The organism is Acidobacteriota bacterium, from assembly GCA_038040445.1.
Lineage (GTDB): Bacteria > Acidobacteriota > Blastocatellia > UBA7656 > UBA7656 > Onstottus_A > Onstottus_A frigus.
Window position 1 is genome coordinate 63399 of record JBBPIG010000024.1, and the last position, 17825, is coordinate 81223.

At 55.4% G+C, this 17825-nt stretch carries 15 protein-coding genes and 1 pseudogene; 10 read left to right on the forward strand and 6 right to left on the reverse strand.

Features of this window, described 5'->3' with window-relative positions; all coding sequences use genetic code 11:
• Positions 1 to 43: 43 nt before the first annotated feature.
• On the reverse strand, positions 44 to 1498 hold the full coding sequence (locus AABO57_22340) for a sigma-54 dependent transcriptional regulator (GenBank protein MEK6288467.1): 1455 nt from the start codon (positions 1496 to 1498) through the stop codon (positions 44 to 46).
• A gap of 183 nt (positions 1499 to 1681) precedes the next feature.
• Positions 1682 to 2167 carry a DinB family protein gene (locus AABO57_22345; protein MEK6288468.1) on the reverse strand — a complete coding sequence of 162 codons (486 nt, stop codon included), beginning with the start codon at positions 2165 to 2167 and terminating at the stop codon, positions 1682 to 1684.
• A 286-nt stretch (positions 2168 to 2453) separates the two neighbouring features.
• On the opposite strand from AABO57_22345, the gene AABO57_22350 reads away from it, so the two are divergent.
• Positions 2454 to 3746 carry an NAD(P)/FAD-dependent oxidoreductase gene (locus AABO57_22350; protein ID MEK6288469.1) on the forward strand — a complete coding sequence of 431 codons (1293 nt, stop codon included), beginning with the start codon at positions 2454 to 2456 and terminating at the stop codon, positions 3744 to 3746.
• A 213-nt stretch (positions 3747 to 3959) separates the two neighbouring features.
• Entirely contained in the window at positions 3960 to 5039 is a 1080-nt protein-coding gene (locus tag AABO57_22355) for a sigma 54-interacting transcriptional regulator (GenBank protein ID MEK6288470.1), read from the forward strand.
• Here AABO57_22355 and AABO57_22360 read toward each other — a convergent pair.
• Positions 4998 to 5939 carry a glycosyltransferase gene (locus tag AABO57_22360; GenBank protein MEK6288471.1) on the reverse strand — a complete coding sequence of 314 codons (942 nt, stop codon included), beginning with the start codon at positions 5937 to 5939 and terminating at the stop codon, positions 4998 to 5000. The genes AABO57_22355 and AABO57_22360 overlap by 42 nt on opposite strands.
• Positions 5940 to 5976: 37 nt before the next feature.
• Here AABO57_22360 and AABO57_22365 point away from each other — a divergent pair, with 37 nt between their 5' ends.
• The gene (locus AABO57_22365) at positions 5977 to 6894 is read left to right on the forward strand and encodes a glycosyltransferase family 2 protein (GenBank protein MEK6288472.1); all 918 of its coding nucleotides are present in this window, start codon (positions 5977 to 5979) and stop codon (positions 6892 to 6894) included.
• Between the two features lie 117 nt (positions 6895 to 7011).
• Here the strand turns inward: AABO57_22365 and AABO57_22370 are convergent, their stop codons facing one another.
• Both AABO57_22370 and AABO57_22375 read right to left on the reverse strand, forming a co-directional pair.
• Positions 7012 to 8142, reverse strand: a complete 1131-nt coding sequence (locus AABO57_22370) for a glycosyltransferase (protein MEK6288473.1) — start codon at positions 8140 to 8142, stop codon at positions 7012 to 7014.
• A complete protein-coding gene (locus AABO57_22375; GenBank protein ID MEK6288474.1) occupies positions 8139 to 9119 on the reverse strand; it encodes a glycosyltransferase family 2 protein in 981 nt (326 codons plus the stop codon). Before AABO57_22375 ends, AABO57_22370 begins: the two co-directional genes overlap by 4 nt.
• 254 nt (positions 9120 to 9373) lie before the next feature.
• Here AABO57_22375 and AABO57_22380 point away from each other — a divergent pair, with 254 nt between their 5' ends.
• From AABO57_22380 to AABO57_22390, 3 genes and pseudogenes are all read left to right on the forward strand, one after another.
• Entirely contained in the window at positions 9374 to 11446 is a 2073-nt protein-coding gene (locus AABO57_22380) for a tetratricopeptide repeat protein (protein ID MEK6288475.1), read from the forward strand.
• Between the two features lie 64 nt (positions 11447 to 11510).
• On the forward strand, positions 11511 to 12395 hold the full coding sequence (locus AABO57_22385; GenBank protein MEK6288476.1) for an ABC transporter permease: 885 nt from the start codon (positions 11511 to 11513) through the stop codon (positions 12393 to 12395).
• A 40-nt stretch (positions 12396 to 12435) separates the two neighbouring features.
• Positions 12436 to 13182 (forward strand): annotated as a pseudogene (locus tag AABO57_22390) (ABC transporter ATP-binding protein).
• A gap of 146 nt (positions 13183 to 13328) precedes the next feature.
• Here the strand turns inward: AABO57_22390 and AABO57_22395 are convergent.
• Positions 13329 to 14468 (reverse strand): DegT/DnrJ/EryC1/StrS family aminotransferase, encoded by a 1140-nt coding sequence (locus tag AABO57_22395; protein MEK6288477.1) that lies wholly within the window; start codon positions 14466 to 14468, stop codon positions 13329 to 13331.
• A 238-nt stretch (positions 14469 to 14706) separates the two neighbouring features.
• On the opposite strand from AABO57_22395, the gene AABO57_22400 reads away from it, so the two are divergent.
• From AABO57_22400 to AABO57_22415, 4 genes are all read left to right on the forward strand, one after another.
• Positions 14707 to 15660 carry a VWA domain-containing protein gene (locus tag AABO57_22400; GenBank protein MEK6288478.1) on the forward strand — a complete coding sequence of 318 codons (954 nt, stop codon included), beginning with the start codon at positions 14707 to 14709 and terminating at the stop codon, positions 15658 to 15660.
• A 185-nt stretch (positions 15661 to 15845) separates the two neighbouring features.
• Positions 15846 to 16085: a DUF465 domain-containing protein gene (locus AABO57_22405; protein ID MEK6288479.1), complete on the forward strand. Its 240-nt coding sequence runs from the start codon at positions 15846 to 15848 to the stop codon at positions 16083 to 16085.
• 319 nt (positions 16086 to 16404) lie between these two features.
• Positions 16405 to 17025 carry a phosphatidylserine decarboxylase gene (locus AABO57_22410; protein ID MEK6288480.1) on the forward strand — a complete coding sequence of 207 codons (621 nt, stop codon included), beginning with the start codon at positions 16405 to 16407 and terminating at the stop codon, positions 17023 to 17025.
• A 26-nt stretch (positions 17026 to 17051) separates the two neighbouring features.
• Positions 17052 to 17819 (forward strand): hypothetical protein, encoded by a 768-nt coding sequence (locus AABO57_22415; protein ID MEK6288481.1) that lies wholly within the window; start codon positions 17052 to 17054, stop codon positions 17817 to 17819.
• Positions 17820 to 17825: the final 6 nt, after the last annotated feature.

Genomic DNA, 17825 nt, shown 5'->3' on the forward strand with positions numbered 1-17825 from the left:
CTTTGCCCTTTGCCCTTTGCCCTTTGCCCTTTGCCCCTTTTTCTTACCCTGTTGCAGCGTCGTCGAGTTTCTTGAGACGGTAGCGAAGCTGATCGCGGGAGATACCTAACAACTCGGCGGCTCGAGTCTGATTGCCGTTGCTCCGCTCAAGGGCCTGCCTCACGAAAGACATCTCCACGTCATCCAACACGAGACCCTCAGGCGGGAGCCGAAACACAAGAGCGGGAGCTTGAGGCGCGGCCGGTTGAGCTTGCTCGCCGCGCTCTGATTGGTGTTCGCTTGCCCATTCGGCCGCGGACTGGCGTCCGGCGTCGCCTCCATCCTTTCCGAATCCACGCGGCAAGTAGGTCGCGGTGATCAAGTCTCCGTCCTCAAGTATCATCACCCGCTCGATGACATTGCGCAGCTCACGCACGTTGCCAGGCCAGGGATACTGGCGAAACGTCTCTGCAACCTCGGGCGCGAGTCCGCGAACCCGCTTGCGAAGCCGCTCGTTGAACTGCGTGATGTAGTGCTGGGCCAGCAGGATCGCGTCGTCACCCCGCTCGCGCAAGGGAGGTATGTCGATCTGTATGACCGACAATCTGTAATACAGATCCAGGCGGAAGCGGCCGGCTTCGCTTTCGGCCTTGAGGTCGCGATTGGATGAAGCGATCACTCGCACGTCGAGTGGGAGGTCTCGCAGCCCGCCGACACGCCTGAAGGAACCCTCTTCGAGCACTCGAAGCAGCTTAGCCTGCACACTCAGTTCAAGCTCGCCGATCTCATCAAGAAAAAGCGTTCCGCCTTCGGCCTGTTCGAACAACCCCTCCTTGCGCGCCTTTGCATCGGTAAACGCGCCTTTCTCATACCCGAACAATTCGCTCTCGATCAAGTTCGCCGGAATCGCAGCGCAGTTGATCGCGATAAATGGCAATTCTGCGCGGCGCGATCCGTAGTGAATCGCCTTGGCGACCATATCCTTGCCTGTCCCCGATTCGCCTTGAAGAAGAACGGATGAGACCTCGCTCTCAGCCACCTTCCTGGCGAGAGCAAACACATCACGCAATCCGGGCGATTCGCCTACAATTTGATCGAAGCTGAACTGTCGCGCGCGCTCGCGTCGAATGAGTCGAACTTCCTTTCGCAGCGACTGCGCTTCGATGCCGTTGCGAATGGTGATCTGAAGCTCTTCCAGATTAATGGGCTTGCCGACGAAGTCATAAGCGCCGCCGCGCAGTGCGGCGATCGTATCCGCCACGAGCACACTGCCGGTCATCATGATCACGATGGCGTCCGGCTGGCGTCGTTTGATCTCGTATAAGCCGTCGAGCCCCGAACCATCCGGGAGGTTTACATCCAACAACACCGCTGCAGGGTGTTCAGTGTCGAATGTGGCAAGCGCAGCATTGACGGTTCCCGCCTCGACACAAGCATAGCCCCAGTTGCGCAACGCTTCGGTAAGCGCCCAGCGGATCATCTGATCGTCGTCTACGATGAGGACTTTTTCCTTGGCCATTTAGTGCCAAATCATAGCACCCTGGCGAAAAGGCAAACAAGAATGCTCCGTTCTTAAAGGTCGTGGCCTACAAGTATTCTTATCGCGATAAACTTACTTTAGCATCAGCCGCTCTGAAGCTCCCGGGCCGTACAGGCCCAACGTCGAGATTCGACTCACGGGTTTACCTTTTGTGACTTGCACTTACCTTTCCATCCCCATCGGCTCATCCGCGGTTGGTCCATAGATCGACGGAACTTTCGCGCCTGCCAATCTCAAGTAAACAGAGAATTGCCCGCGATGATGAATCTGATCGTGAAGTTCTGCCCAAAGGGCATCGATGGCTTTTATTTGATAGCCATAGAAATCAATGATCTTGTTCATTTGCGCGTCACTAGCCTGAGCAATTGTTTCCTGAACTTCAGTGTGAATCTCATCGAACATCTCGAGCTTGCCCTGCAAAGTATTCGGCATGCTTTGCGGGGAATCAGCCCGACGGAGGTCGCCCCGCATGGCTCCCCTACAAACATATTCTTCGCGGATGAATATCTCGACCAGTTCTCCCGCTGTGCGCGATTTGTCGGCGGGCTTCATATCCAATTTGTCTTCAGGATAGGCTCCCAATACTTTCAGTGTGGTTGCGAATTCGAGCTTGCGAAAATTGAGAATCTGTTCTTTGAAGGCTTCCATATTTCTCCTCTTTACTGGTGTTCACAAATCTCTATCATCAGAGCCTCACGACTCTGCCGCTCGTCTGCACGGCGCCGAGCCTCGCGTGAGTTTGCCAGAGTCTCGATCGTTCTTCAAAATAATATCCGCCTCAACCCCGGCGTCGCTTTCCTGGGAGCGCAGGCATCCCTGCCTGCTCCCCGGGTTTCCTGAGAAGCCGAAGAAAAGAGCAGGCAGGGATGCCTGCGCTCCCAGGTCAGTTGATCTTAGCCTGATCCTGTGTAGACTACTGGATCGAATGTAGAGTATGAGGGTCAAACATCCGGCAAAGGAATCAGGTAAGAAGATCGTTGTGGTTCTTGGAGGCGGCTTTGGTGGGTTGAACACGGCAAAGAAGCTTGCCAATGAGCCGGATGTTTTCGTCATTCTCATCGATCAGAGAAATCACCATCTCTTCCAGCCGCTGCTTTATCAAGTAGCAACTGCAGGTCTCAGTCCGGGTGATATCGCGGTTCCAATTAGAAGCCAATTTGCTCGCGTGAAGAACGTCGAGGTCCATTGGGGCGAAGTCACCAGCGTCGATCTCAAAGAACAGGTCATTACATCATCCGAATCGGATCTCGAGATTGAGTACGATTATCTGGTGCTGGCTTGCGGCGCCCAACACAGCTACTTCGGCCACGCCGAGTGGGAGGAGTTTGCACCGGGTCTGAAGACTCTCGAGCAGGCTATAGAAATCAGACGCCGGATTCTTTCGGCGTTTGAGATTGCTGAAAACGAGATCGATCCTGAAAAGCAGAAGGCGCTTCTCAACTTCGTGGTTGTCGGAGGCGGACCGACAGGTGTGGAACTCGCGGGAGCTATCGCCGACATCAGCCGCACAGTTCTTGTCGATGATTTCCGCCGCATTGATCCTTCCCAGGCCAAAGTAATCCTGGTCGAGATGGCTCCGCGTTTGTTGGGAGCATTCGCAGAAGAGCTCTCAGAAAAGACAAGGCAGGATTTGGCCGATCTCGGTGTGGACGTGCGCACATCAGCGCGAGTGGAGAACATCAACGGGGAGGGCGTGCAGGTTGGGAGCGACTTCATTCCGTCAAGGAGCGTCTTCTGGGCGGCAGGCGTTCAGGCCGCAAAAATGCAGATAGAACCCTCGGTGGAGAGGGACGGTGCAGGAAGAATCAAAGTGAAAAACGATTTGTCACTTCCCGGTCACGAAAACGTTTTCGTGATTGGTGACATGGCGGCGTTTGAATTGACTCCAGGGCATATCGTGCCGGGCCTTGCTCCAGCCGCGATGCAAGAGGGACGACACGCGGCCAAGGTCATTTTGTCATCCATTCGCGGCAAGGAAAGACCAGCCTTTCGATATGTTGATAAAGGCCAGATGGCGACGATCGGGAAATATCGCGCGGTCATGGAGTCCGGCAACTTGAAAATGAGCGGTCGTTTAGCATGGTTAGCGTGGCTCTTCGTACACGTCTTCTATCTGATTGGATTCAAGAATCGAGTGGCGGTCATGGCCCAATGGGCCTGGAGCTATCTATTCTCAAAACGAGGCGCGCGACTCATCACCGAACGGCAATGGAAGCCCAAGGATTAAGCAGTGTTCGGCGGTGTTTTTGGCCCGTTCGTCCCTCCAGCAGCCCCATTCGTACCAAAGTTATTCTCCTGCTTCATCACAGCGTAGTAGACTTCGGGGGTTTAGAGTTCCACCTGTAGCTCGACAACGGCCTGGCGCTTTAGTTCGGGCGTCGGCGATGTGCCCAAGGCGGCGAGCAGTCCGCGCGAATTTTAGTGAACAAATGGTGAGCACATGGCGACGCAAACGATTGATTACACCCATCAGATTGATCGGATAGGCCGGATTGAAGGGCCGCTCGCCAATCTGATTGGCGACGAAGCATCTCAGGTACTAATAAAAGATAGCCTGATCGGATCCAGCAGATGGGCTGAGAACGCTCGAAGATCGGTGGCGTTGTTCGCCGCTGGCGACGAAACAGTCATATTCGAGGGTGAGCCGGGCACCGGAAAGAAATTTCTCGCCAGGCTGATACACCAGTGCAGCGCTTACCGCGAAGGACCCTTCGTTTCCCTGTCGCTCGGTTCAACCGCTGATGACGTAGCACGGGCTGTGCTGTTCGGTTGGACGCCGGCGCGATCGAATGATATCGGTTGCTGCGAGAAAGGACTCGTTGAGCTGGCGCACGGAGGCACCCTCTACATAGACGGGCTCTCGAGCTGCTCGCCGGCTTGGACTGACGATCTTATCCGGTTAATCGAGCGGAGAGCAGTTGACCGCGACGGAGAGGGATCAGTTCGGATCCTTCTTGGCTGGAGCATTCAATCGGAGTTTCGCGCGAGGGTGACGCGCAACCCGCGAAGCAACGGTTTGGACTACGAGAGGATTCAGATCCCGCCACTTCGCGAAAGGCCCGATGACGTCGAGGCGTTGGCCATGCACTTCATCCGGCAGCGCTGTCAGCAAATGGGGAAAGAGTTGAGGACGCTTTCGCGCAACGCAATGGAAGCGTTGCGCGGCTACGACTGGCCGCGAAATGTAAGAGAACTGCGAACACTGGTCAATCACCTGGTGAAGCAGTCACCCCCGCCGTCGATAGACGTTCCGCTACTTCCCGCTTACCTGGCCGGTTCGCGCATGGCGAACAGTCTCCTTCCCGCGGGTCTCGACCTCGACGACGAATTGAAGAGGTATGAGATAGATCTTATTTGCTCGGCGCTCAGAGACAGCCGCGGCCTGCAAATCAAAGCCGCGCGGCTCCTCCGGACTAAGCCAACCACTCTCTTCATGAAGATCCGGCGCTATGGTATCGATGTTGAAATCTTCAAGTGGTCAATCTCTGCTTGTAGAGGCGCCTTGAAAAAACCCGTATGACCAGAAGCAACTTCCGAGCAGATACATCGGCGAGATCAACAAAAACATCAAGAACGTCCGCTTATCAATTCTCGCAAGCCAGCTCGCTGCTTTTGCCAGTCTCACAATAGGCATCAAGGCTATGAGCGCGGGATAGCGAAGCAGCACGTCGCCTGGGAGGCCGCCGCGTCTTCGAGCTTCGGCCGAGCACTTCCCGAGGCTGATTTGATAAGACAAGACCTGCTTCCAGCCGGTTCGATTTAGATGGGTTACCTCGATGGCCGGATCAAACAGGATGCGCTCGCCTGCCTTAAAGATCTTCCAGTTGAACAGAATGTCTTCAGCCAGCCACATGTCGTCGTCAAAATAACCGTGCTGCTCCAGAGTGACGCGTTTGTATGTAACGTTGGCTGTGGGCACACTCTTTTCAAATCGGATTGGCGCCTGGGGAATGAACTCCTTGAACTCGAGCAGGTATCCGGTCCAACCGCTCAGACTCTTCGGCGTTCCGTTTCGCAGCGAGCCTCCGACCGCGGCAATGTCCGCTTGCTGGTGACGAGCAACCATTCGCTCGATCAAATCAGGTCGCGCGATGCAGTCTGAATCTATCATCAGGCAATACGGCGCTCTCGTTGCTCGCACTCCAAGGTTGCGCGCCGCGCCGGCAAACGTTCGCTCTTCAAGATGAATGAGCCGGACCGAGGGGAATTCTCGCTCAACGATCTGCGGGGTTTGGTCCAGGGAGCTATCGACGACAATGACCTCAAAAGGAACCGTGGTGTGCTGATTGAGGATCGCATTCAAACATCGGCGAATTGTCCGCTCGGAGTTATAGCAAGGCACGATGACGGATAAGATCGGCTCGCTCTGAAGCATTCTTGAGGCATTAGATATATCGTCCAGGCTCAGGTCAAGTAACATTGACAGCGAGTGCCCTCTCAAATAGTTTCTTAGCCACATGAAGCCACACCCTCAAGTTGCTGTCGTTGTGGTGTGCTACAACACCCGAAACCTTCTGCTCGAGTGTCTCGGTTCAGTGGCCGATGCGGGAGCGAACATCGAACTGGCCGTTGTTGACAACGCCTCCGAAGATGGCAGCTACGAAGCTGTTCGCGAGGCTTATCCGCAAGCGATCGCCATTCGGAATTCGACAAACCTCGGATTCGGCGCGGCGTGCAACCAGGGGATCAGGGCGACAAACACGCCGTTCATACTGCTGCTCAACAGCGACGCGCGGCTTACGCCGCAAGCCTTTCAAGCCCTTCGCGATTGTCTGGAAAAAAATGAACGCTGTGGAGCTGCGGGCTGCAGATTGATCAACGGCGCAGGTGTCGAAGTGAACAACACCAGGAACTTCCTCACCCCGTTTAATCAGGCCTTAGAGATGACCGGAATCAAACTCGGAATTAGGCGTTGGGGCCGGAGGCAAAAGCCGGCCGTGGATGGCGAGCTCGTTGATTGCTCAGTTGATTGGATCGACGGCGCTTGCCTGATGTTGAGACGCGCGGCCCTCGATGAAATCGGTCTTTTCGATGAGCAGTTCTTCATGTACTCAGAGGATGAGGACCTATGCTTCAGGCTCGGAAAACGGGGATGGCTTGTGTGCTTCTGCGGCGCGGGCACGGCGGTTCATCACGGCGCAGCGTCGAGCGAGCCAAACAGAGTCGAGATGTTGCGGCATTTCTACCTTAGCCAAATGCTTTTCCTTTCGAAGCATCGAAGCCCCGGTTCTGCCTCTTTCTATTTGGCGGCGATGAAAACGGTCCTGTTCCTCAAACAAATATTGCTCCGGGATAGTCATCGGCGGGAACGAGCGCGTGAGCAGTTGATGGCCTTGAAAGAAGCCTGCGCGACAAAGACAAACAAGCTTCACTAGTGAAGGAGGGGTATCCGCGCAAATCCGTCGAATCAGTGTCATCCGTGGTCTATGCGGCGCTGGCTCTTACGAACTCATAGACCACCGATGACTCGGGTTTGACGGATTCGCCCCGATTTAGCCAGCCGCATGGCGATTAGACGAGGCTCGCAAGATTATCTCTTCGATCACGTTGCCAGGCTGAGATTTTGAATCGGCGGAAGTCTTCAGGATGTTTTCGGAGAATGCTGGACCGAGATTGTTGGTGAAGTAATTCACGATCTGGCCGGCCAGAGCATCTGGATCTCCTGGCGGGAACAGCAAGCCCGTGACGTTTTCTATTACTACTTCGGAGAGCCCGCCAGTTCTGGACGCGATCACTGGCAGCCCGTTTGACAAGGCGATGCGGGCCACCCCGCTTTGGGTCGCGCTCAGATATGGCAGAACCAGCACGTCGGCTTGTTGAAAGATGCCCTGCACTTCCTCGTTGGGAACGTATCGATTGTCCATGACCACGTGGCTCTGAATCTGATTCTCGCGAATGAGTTTTTGGTATTTGTCGATCGGCTCGTAGAACTCTCCCACAATGTTCAGACTGCACTCTACCTTCTGCAACACCTTGGGCATGGCGGCGAGCAGCACATCCAGCCCCTTATACTTGCGCACGTTTCCAAAGAAGAGAATCGTGCGGCCGCCGCGGCCCCCGCGGTAGTTGCCGCCGGGACCGGAAAATTCACTCAAAGAAGGAAGTGAAGATATGGTGACCTCTTTTCCCGGAACGATCGCCAACACATCATTTCGGTCCCTGGTCGAGTGGGTAATGAGATGATCCGCGGCCGAAAGCGCAAATCTGGCCAGGAGTCTGTCGAAAGGGCTGCCTTCGTGAGAAACCACGTTGTGGCATTCGATGATGCACTGCAAGCCCGACCTGCGAAAAAGTCTGGCGAGCGTGCCGACGAGTGGGCCGAAGAATGGCTGCCACCACTGAAACACGATCACGTCGGGCGAGAAGGCTTTCACCTGCTTGAATGCGCGCAGCCATGTCGCCGGGTTTAGCGGGGTCAAGGTTGGAAGCGCGCGCGCATCCAGCTTCAAGCGGCTGTTATCAACCTGGGTGGTGCCGGGGAAGAACATGCCGGGATAGAGCTTGCGGAACGAGACTACTTGAACCGTGTGGCCGCGATCAGTCAGCTCTCGCCAGAGCCAGTACACGTGGTGAGCGATGCCACCCCTGAGCGGGTATGCCGGCCCCAATACGCTGACTCTCATTCAGTGGTCTTACCTCGACCGACTCCAACCGCGTGCTCATCCGCGCCGAACGTTATATCTTCCCCTGCGTTTGACTCGACGACAGAGTAGTCGTTTTCGCGTCTGTATGAGAACGCGATCATTTCCGCCAGAAGCCCGAACAAAACCAGTTGAACCCCAACGATAGCGAGCAATGTCCCGACTATCAGCAGCGGGCGATTGCTCAGCCACTGGTTGAAGAAGACACGCAGCGTGATCAGGTACGTGTCTATTGCAATGCCTGCCCCGGCCAGCACGAGTCCCATAACACCGAAGAAATGTAGCGGCTTATTCGTGTAGCGAGTCATGAGAATGACGGTGAGCAGGCTAAAGACTCCGCCAACCACTCGTTCCAAACCATATCGTGAACTGCCATGCTCGCGCGGCGCGTGCTCGATCTGCACCTCTCCCAGACGAAACCCTCGATAGCTCGCCAGCACGGGAATGTAGCGATGCCGCTCACCATACACCATGACCTCGTCCATCACTTCCCGCCTGTAGCACTTGAAGCCGCAGTTGATGTCGTGGAGGCGGACGCCCGTAAGAATCGAGGTCACCCAGTTATAGATCTTCGATCCTATCCGTCTGGTCAGCTTGTCGCGCCGGTGATAGCGCCAACCAGAAACCAGGTCGTATCCTTCGTCCAGTTTCTCCAGAAGCAGCGGCAATTGTTCGGGAATATCTTGTAGATCAGCATCCAGAGTCGCGATTATGTCATAGCGCGCAACGCGAAAGCCTGCCGCAAGCGCCGCCGACTTGCCGAAGTTCCTTCGAAAGCGTACATACCTCACCGAGCGGTCCAGGGCGCTGATCGCTTTTAACCTCTCAATTGAGCCATCCTCACTTCCATCATCCACAAAAACGATCTCGTAGCGCCTTGCGACCTGAGCCAACACATCAGACAATCGGCGATATAGCCCGTCCAGCGAGGCTCGCTCGTTAAACAAGGGGACTACCACGGAAATTGTTTTAGAGCTTAGATCCAAGAGATTTGCCCTGATCGATTGTCATAACTTTGAGACTTAGTAATTTGCGCGCCCGGCCACGCTTGGATAAGATATAGCGGCTCTGCGGCTGATTACAACTGAATTTTAATAAGCGGAGGCTGCAGATTGCTCCTATTAACAAGCTCATCGAAAATCATAATGAGACTCTATTGGTGTGTGACGATTTCCTCAGACTTCTCCGGGCAGCCGGGGTACGGTAAACCAAGATGGTGAGCATCGCCGCGGGCAAAAAGAGAAAGAGCACGCCGATCGCAACCCCGCACCAGGAAGTAAAGCTTCCCCCTCGCGTCCGGAACAGGTCCGTCTATATCGCGGCCGGAGCCCTGCTGGTCATCGTCTTACTTTGTTATGCGAACGCGCTTACCAACGAGTTTGTTTTTGACGACCACGTGAATTTGCAAAACAACCCCGTGCTGCGCAAGATCGAGAACGTCCCCCGGTTGCTTATCTCGGGGTTTCGACCCCTCAGGGAGATATCCTACGCGCTTGATTTCGCATTGTGGGGCGAGCGCCCCTTCGGATTTCATCTGACAAACATCTTGATCCACGTTGCAAATGCGCTGCTCGTGTTTCTGCTTATGCGGCGGCTGATCGGAGATGTTCTATCGGCAGCAGTTGGGGCGCTCGTCTTTGCTATCCATCCAATTCAGCCGGACGCGGTAACCTATATATCGGGGAGGCGGGATGTCCTTTTCGCTTTCTTTTATCTCGCAAGCTTTCATAGCTATCTTTCGTATCGATGTGTTGCTGGCGGCGCGGAACGGCGACATCGCTGGAGATCGGCGCTTTCGTACTTCGCGCTGTTTATCGTTTGCTGGGCGCTCAGTTTGTTGTCGAAAGAGATGGCCGCGAGTTTGCCGATTTTCATTTTCGTGTGGAATTTTTGCGATGCCTGGCCAAAGAAGCTGGGTTCCTGGGGCCGTCGGCTGTTTAGTGCTGCCCGAGAAGCTTTCAGCCGGGATAAATGGCTTTACTTGATACTTTCGCTGGCTGTGCCGGCCTATGCCTGGTACGTCGTATTTGCCAAGGGCTCTTCCACGCGCGCGCGCCTGGCGGGATTCGACTACTGGGGCGGTAGCTTCTATACGAATATGCTCACGGTGATCCGGGTGCACGCCTGGTATCTTAAACAACTCGTCTATCCGACTCCCATTGTGCAGTACTACGGAGCGTTTGATGTATCCTCGTCTTTGTTTGAATTGCGGGTAATCCTGGCCATTGTTGCCGTCGGCGCAGTCATCATCGGAGGTTTTCTTCTGCTAGACAGAAACAGGCTTATGGCGTTTGCTGTTCTTTCATACTTTGTGCTGCTGCTTCCGGTAAGCCAAATCATCCCCCATCACGAACTGCTCGCAGATCACTATCTTTACTTGCCGTTGATGAGCGTCGGTCTATTCGTGGCGGTGTTGTTCCAAAAGCTTTCAGCAAGAGGCGAGCGCGTTAAGCGCATCGCTTATTGCACAGCAGGCGTCATATTGGCGGTTCTGATGGTTATGACGGTTTGGCGCAACCGGGTATACAGGAATGATCTGACGCTTTGGCAGGCTAACTATGCCGAGGTGCCTAATTCGATTCGCGCTATTTTCAATCTTGGAAGCGCGTACGAGAACAGTTATCCGGCAAGAGCCGGAGAGCTCTACAAACGATGTATCGCACTCGCTCCATCATATGCGCCCGCGTACGTCAGACTCGCCATGCTTTATCAGGTCAAGGAAAAGGCGCGCGAGGTGCAAGAGCTTGTCGAGCATGGGTTAACTGTCCCCGCCCCCGCGATCAACGCGCCTGGCTATGATAACCCGCTCAGAACGCGCTCGGACCTGACTACAGCGCTGGCCATATCAAAAGGGTTTCAGGGACGTCCGAAAGAAGCCGAAGAATCACTGCTGAAAGCAATCGAGCTATACCCATCCAATCAGCAAGCCTACGAACTGCTGGCAGGCTATTATCACACGGCGGATCGGATTAAGGAGCTCGAGATACTCAAGAGGCAAGTCGCGGTGCTTCCAACGAACTACTATTCGCTTCAGACTTTGTCGCTTCGTCTGATTGAAAACAAAAAGTATGACGATGCTCTGCCATATCTGGACAGAATGCTCGCGATGATTCCTGGCGACTTTTACGCGAATTACCAGTTGGGCCAGATTTATCGAACTAAGAACGACTGCGCAAGAGCGAGGCAGTATCTGACTACCGCAAGACCGGCGGCGTCTGGTCCCGAAGATGCCAAGACTATCGAAGAAGCTTTCAACCAGCTTCAAGAGCAATGCGCAGGATCGTAGAATCCGGCCAGACGAACTCAGGTTGCGGCGTGCTAGACTGAACAGAGTGAGGATTGAGAATATCGTGAGGGTCTCTGCTAACAAGTCCGAGGAACCCCATATCTCCGAAGGTGTGTCATACAACTTGCCGGACAAGCCTGTGGTCACGATTGAGGCGCACAAGTCATGGGTCCCGCTCGACCTTCGTGCTTTATGGGCTTATCGGGAGCTGCTTTATTTTCTGATGTGGCGCGATATCAGGGTTCGCTACAAACAGACCGTTTTGGGCGCCGCATGGGCGGTGATACAGCCGCTGGTAACGATGATAATCTTCACATATTTCTTCGGCAAACTGGTGCGGATGCCGACTGACGGAGTACCGTACCCAATATTCGTCTACACCGCGTTGTTGCTTTGGACATTCTTCTCAAACGGCGTGACCAACGGCGCAAACAGTTTGATTGGCAGCAGCAACCTAATCACCAAAGTGTATTTCCCGAGGCTGATAATCCCTTCGGCAGCGGTAGGAGCGGGTTTGCTCGATTTCGCGATCGCATCTATTTTGCTGATCGGCCTGCTGGTCTATTATGGCTTCGCGGTGACCTGGGCGTACCTGATGATTTTGCCGCTGATCGTGCTCACAACGTTGTTCGCACTCGGCGTGGGCATATGGTTTTCGGCTCTGAATGTGCGATACAGAGACGTACGGTACGCGCTACCGTTTCTAATTCAGGTTTGGTTCTTCGTTTCGCCGATCATATATCCGACGAGCCTCGTCCCTGAAGAGTGGAGGTGGCTTCTCGCTTTGAATCCGTTTACCGGTATCGTGGAGGCCTTTCGCGCGTCGCTCTTCGGGCGGGAACTGCCCTGGCTTGCGCTTGCCTATTCAGCCGGGTTTGCTGTGATTATGCTCATCTACTCTTCCTACACGTTTCGTCGGATGGAGCGGAGTTTCGCGGAGATCATCTGAGAGACCGGTAACCACAGCCGGACGGTTTCCTGACACGCTAATGAAGCCAATCATCAAAGTCGAAGGCATAAGCAAGAAGTTTCACATCAAGCCGAGCGAAACTCGATCGGTGCGTTACGAAACCCTGCGCGAATCGCTGGTTAAGTTCGTTCGCGCGCCGTTTGGTCGAACCCGAAACAACGGGAAAGGCGCCGACACCATCTGGGCGCTCAATGATGTGAACTTCGAGGTCATGCCCGGTGAAGTAATGGGCATCATCGGCCCAAACGGCGCCGGTAAGTCAACGCTATTGAAAGTCCTCTCGCGGATAATCGAGCCGACAAGCGGGCGGGTCGAGCTCTACGGGCGCGTCGCAAGCCTGCTCGAGGTAGGCACAGGCTTCCATCCAGATCTAAGCGGTCGAGAAAATGTCTATTTGAACGGCGCGATTCTGGGCATGAGGCGCCGCGAGATTGACTCGAGGTTTGACGAGATAGTTGAATTCTCGGGTGTCGAGAAGTTCCTCGACACAGCCGTCAAACACTACTCGAGTGGGATGTATTTGCGGCTGGCGTTCGCCGTCGCTGCGCACTTAAACCCGGAGATACTCATTGTCGATGAGGTCCTTGCTGTCGGCGACGCGAGCTTCCAGAAGAAGTGCCTTGGGAAGATGGATGACGTCACTCGAAGCGGAAGAACCGTGTTGCTTGTGACTCATGGCCTCGGCATGGTGAAGCAGCTCTGCCGGCGCGCGATTCTATTCAATGACGGCCGGATCACGAAGATGGGTCCGGCGGCTGAAGTGGTGGACTACTATGACGCGTGCAACTCCTCGCAGGCAGAGATCAAAGACATATGAGCCGAGGCAGTTGTGTTAATGGCGCGGCCCTCTGACTGAATCGCCGACACATTGGTTCATTGGTTCAAGGCTGATGACGCAGAGGTCAGCTCGCTCTATGAATCGACAGCCGTTGCTCCGTCTCGACCCTCTGATGAGCGGCAAAACTTCTTGACGTGATCGCAGACATATTCGATCTGTTCAGCGGTTATTTCGGCAAACATCGGCAGCGATATGACGCGTGACGAAACTGCCTCGCTGACGGGAAGAGACCCCGAGCGCAAACCCAGGTCTTCATAGCAAGGCTGCAAATGCACCGGGATGGGATAGTGCAGACCCGCGGACACGCCTTGCTCGTGCAGGTAGCTCATCAATCGCTCGCGCTGGGCGTGTTGAACGACATACAGATGATACGCGTGCGATGATTCTTCTGCGGCGTACGGAGTTCTAATTCCCTCGGCATCCTCGAGCAGTTCGTTGTAAAGCCGCGCTGCGCGCTGCCGCGACGCGTTCCACTCATCCAACAGTGGAAGCTTCACTCGCAACACGGCGGCTTGTAGAGAATCAAGCCGGCGGTTGTACCCCATCATCACGTGCCGATACTTTTGGGGCTGGCCATAGTTTCTCAACAGCGTGATTCGCTCTGCTATTTCCTTTTTGTTGGTCACGACCATCCCGGCGTCACCATAAGCGCCCAGGTTTTTCCCCGGATAGAAGCTGAAGCATCCGGCGTCGCCCAGCGCCCCTACCCGCTTTCCTTTGTAACGCGCGCCGTGCGCCTGACAAGCGTCTTCGATAACGACGAGATTGTGCTTTCGCGCGATCGCCAATATGAGGTCCAGGTCGGCGGGCTGGCCGTAGAGATGCACCGGCACGAGTGCTTTCGTACGCGGGGTTATTGCAGCTTCAATCTTGCCGGCGTCGATATTGTAAGAGTCTCGATCGACATCCACCAAAACGGGCAGCGCGCCGGTGTAGGAGATAGCGGCGACCGTGGCAACAAATGTATGGGAGACGGTGATGACCTCATCGCCCTCTCCTATCCCGTGGGCGCGAAGCGCCAACTCGAGCGCCGAAGTGCCCGAGTCTAGCCCGACCGCATACTCGGCTTCGCAGAAGTCCGCGAACTCTCGTTCGAACAATGCTACGTCTCTGCCAAGTATGAAGTCGGCATCGGCGACGACGCGACGCATGGCCTCGTCCACCTGGCCCGCGATCGTTTGGTATTGCGCCTTCAGGTCCACGAACGGAACTATCATTTCTTAGATTCTCCTCGCTTCCGCCAGGTGACGTACATGAATCTGGCCGGCGAAATCAGTTTCCTATAAAACCGCGACTGTTCTCAAGCGCGCATCGACCTCTCGTCTTTGCGGACCAGGTTTCTACGCGGGGCGCGCCAGAGTAGAATTCACTTTGAGCATGAGATCACTCATATTGCCGGCGGGTCGTAGCTTTGGAGCCTCGCCGCTGTTGCGCACAGGAGGGAATGAGACTATGGGTTGCAAGCCAGGAGCGAGGCGAGCCGCCGCCGCCGCAATCATGTTTTCCACGTTATTGTCGAGCGCAGGCGCGCAACGCAAACAGCGCGACGTTTCCGTTTCTGACCGCGACATAACCATCCTGGTGACTGCGCATCCGCACAACGAGCGCACGCGCGAGGCAGCGTTGAAACTCAAGGGGGACGATTTTGCGGTTCGCGAGGAGAAGCGTCCGCAGCAGATCATCTCGGTGAAAAGCTCTTCGGAAGCGCCGCCGATTTTGGCGCTGCTGATCCAGGACGATCTTGTTTCGCGGGTCAACAACGAGATCAAAGGCATCAAGGAGTTCATAAGACGTCTGCCGGAGGGCTCGCGCGTGATGACGGCTTACATCACTAGCGGAACGTTGCAGGTCGCGCAGGACTTCACCACCGATCGCGAGCGCGCGGCGAATTCGCTGCGCATTGTGCATGGCAGTTCATCGAGCTCTCCCTACAACCCATACGTAGAAGTGGTCGAGGCGCTGCGTCGATTTGATTCGCAGCCCGCGGGACGACGAATGATTCTGATGATCTCGGATGGCCTGGACACCTCTCACGGATTTCGAAGTTCGAGCCCTACGCTTTCAGTTGATCTTGATCGCGCGATACGTGAAGCCGAGCGACGCGGCGTTGCAGTGTTCAGTTTCTACGCGCCGACAGTAGGAGCCACCAGCGCGAGCCGAATGGCGGCCAACTTCGGACAGGGCTCGCTGATAAGGCTCGCGGACGAGACCGGAGGCGAAGCGTTTTTCTCCGGCAACGACTTCGTCTCCTTTGATCCGTACTTCAAGGAGTTCGACGGCCTGCTCGGGCTTCAATGGTTGATAACCTATCGAAGCTCAACCGTTGGGACGGGCTTCCGACACATCGAAGTGACGACCGAGCAGGACATCCACTTGCACCACCAGGATGGTTACAACTGGCGGTAGGAGTCTGTGTGAAGCTCCCGAAATACACCCAACTTCAGTTGGGGGTATTTCGACTGCCGGATGGCGTTACTCGCCGCTATTGTCATTGCAATGCCTCGCTCTTCTTGCATCAATCGAAGCTTTGAATTACCATTTTGGCGGGAATTTTGAACTGGTCTTTCTAAATTCAAAGGAGGGGAAAATCCATGAGTTTTTCCGACACCGAAGCGCTCAAGCAGCAGCTTATGGCCAATGATGTACGGTTCGCGGAACTGGCGAGCACTCACGGGGAGTACGAGAGGAGATTGGTCGAGTTGGCCGCGCTGCACTATCCGAGCGCTGAGGAGCAGATGGAGGAAGCAACCTTAAAGAAGAAGAAGCTATTTCTAAAAGACCAGATGGAAATGATCATGCGCCGCCATAAAGAACAAGGCGCAGGTCACTGAGATTGGAAGGCGCGGCAACCGCGATCATTCTAACCACTCGCGCTAACCATTCGCGCCAAACATAAACCAGATAACCGTTGGTTACTCACGAGCGGACGGTCCCCCTTTATCGAGGCGAGGTTGTCTGTTTGTTGATGGGTAACCAATTTTTGTTGAGGCTCGTACTGGTTGCGCAGCGAAGACCAGCGACACGTGAGCATCGCGTTCAGAGTACAGGCTCTAGCTTGCTGAGTAGCTTGCTGAGTTAGCGGCCGGCAAGCTAAAGCTTGTACTCTGAACCTGAGTGGCGGTGAATCCGAAGCCTGAGGCTTGATCATCGATGGCAAAAGAAGGAATACCTTTTATAGGCTTGTTTCTCGTTCCCGCCTTTGGCTTTGTCGCTCTGGGTTGGTGGATCGCGGCCGGGTTGTGTCTGATACTTGCACTTTTCATGGCGTTCTTCTTTCGCGATCCCAGGCGCGACAGCCCGGTGGATGATCGCGTCGTAGTGTCGCCGGCGGACGGACGAATCGTGATGGCGGCGGCGGTCGATGATCGAGCCAGGAATTCCCCGACCCAGATCTCGATCTTTCTCTCGCCGCTCGATGTGCACATCAATCGCTCGCCCATCGCCGGCGAGATCGTCGATGTCGTTTACAAGCCCGGCGCCTTTCATATCGCCTCACGCGATATCGCTTCGGTTGAAAACGAACAGAATGTTGTCACTGTTCGCGGAGAGAGGCTGACGATCGTGTTTCGACAGATTGCCGGGGTGATTGCGCGGCGGATCGTGCTGTGGAAAAAGAAGGGCGATCGGGTCGCACTGGGCGAGCGGGTCGGTCTGATGAAGTTCAGCTCGCGTATGGACGTCATCTTGCCGGCCGAGGTGGACGTGATAGTGCACAAAGGCGACCGGGTTATTGGAGGTGTGAGCGTTCTCGGACGCCTGCGCGATAAGTAAAAAAATCTAACCCAAGAGGCAGTCATATGGCTGATACCAACGGGGTCGTTTCAGACTCACTCGAAGGACTCGCCGCGCCGCCTGAGATTCGCGACGCGATTTCCAGACTCGCTGATGATCTTACTCGTGCTGCGGGCGCGAATCTCGCAGGGCTGATACTTTATGGCGGGCTTGCGCGCGGCCGCTATCGAGCAGGAAAAAGCGATATCAACATTGTCGTGCTGCTCGGGGATACATCGACCGAATCGCTCGCGGCAATCGCGCCGATTCTTCGCGCCGCGTGGCGGGCGGTCCGAGCCGAGCCATTCATCGTGAAAGTCTCCGAGGTCCCGCGCCTGGCAGAAGTCTTTCCAACCAAAGTGCTCGATATTCAAACTCACTGCATCGTTTTGATGGGCCAGAATCCGTTCGCCGGGGTCGCCGTCTCGCGTGAGCAAATACGTTTGCGCATCGAGCAGGGCCTCTGCAATCTCGCTCTTCGATTGCGGCGGCGCTACATGTCGATATTTGATGATCCGCGCTCGCTAGCCACGACTCTCGCCGATGCGGCTGTGCCGTTCAAGGTCGAGCTTACGGCGTTGTTGCAGTTGGCGGGAAAAGACGAGCCGTCAGAATCAACGTCGGCAGCCGTCTTGGAGTCTGCCGCCGCAGCGTTCGACCTTGATCGCGAAGCGCTCTCGCAGATGGCCGCGCTTCGCCGCGACGCGAGCCTGCCGGAGGATTTGGCGGGGCTCTACGATCGCGTGCTCGGGGCCATCTCGCGCGCGGCGGAGATTGTCTCGCGTATGGAGTAAAAGCCG